Source organism: Vibrio sp. 10N.222.55.C6, from assembly GCF_041473395.1.
In the GTDB taxonomy this organism is placed as follows: domain Bacteria; phylum Pseudomonadota; class Gammaproteobacteria; order Enterobacterales; family Vibrionaceae; genus Vibrio; species Vibrio crassostreae_C.
Window position 1 is genome coordinate 1 of the sequence record NZ_JBFRSD010000976.1, and the last position, 306, is coordinate 306.

1 protein-coding gene is annotated in these 306 nt (G+C 45.1%); it reads left to right on the forward strand.

Features of this window, described 5'->3' with window-relative positions; all coding sequences use genetic code 11:
* On the forward strand, positions 1-306 hold a 306-nt coding region (locus tag AB4486_RS27140; protein WP_372119886.1), incomplete at both ends, for a Solitary outer membrane autotransporter beta-barrel domain.

Consider the following 306-nt stretch of genomic DNA (forward strand, 5'->3'; position numbering starts at 1 on the left):
TATGCGCTTTCTGAACAGGATATTGAAATCTCACCGGAAGTGACCTCTGACCGTCGTGTGAATCCGAATAAAGACTCAGTATTGGGCCTGTATGGCTTTTTCGGGGTTCAAAACCATTTAACCCAACGTTGGTCTATCGCGTATGGCTTAGGCACTCACTTGCTCTATTACCGCAATAAATATAAATACAACAACAGCTACTCTCAAGCATTTCAGTCTCAGCTAGACGGCTACGCGCTAAATACCTCAGCATGGGCATTGGTAGGTGAGCCGTCGGTCAAACTCAAGTATTTAAAGCAGCAAGAG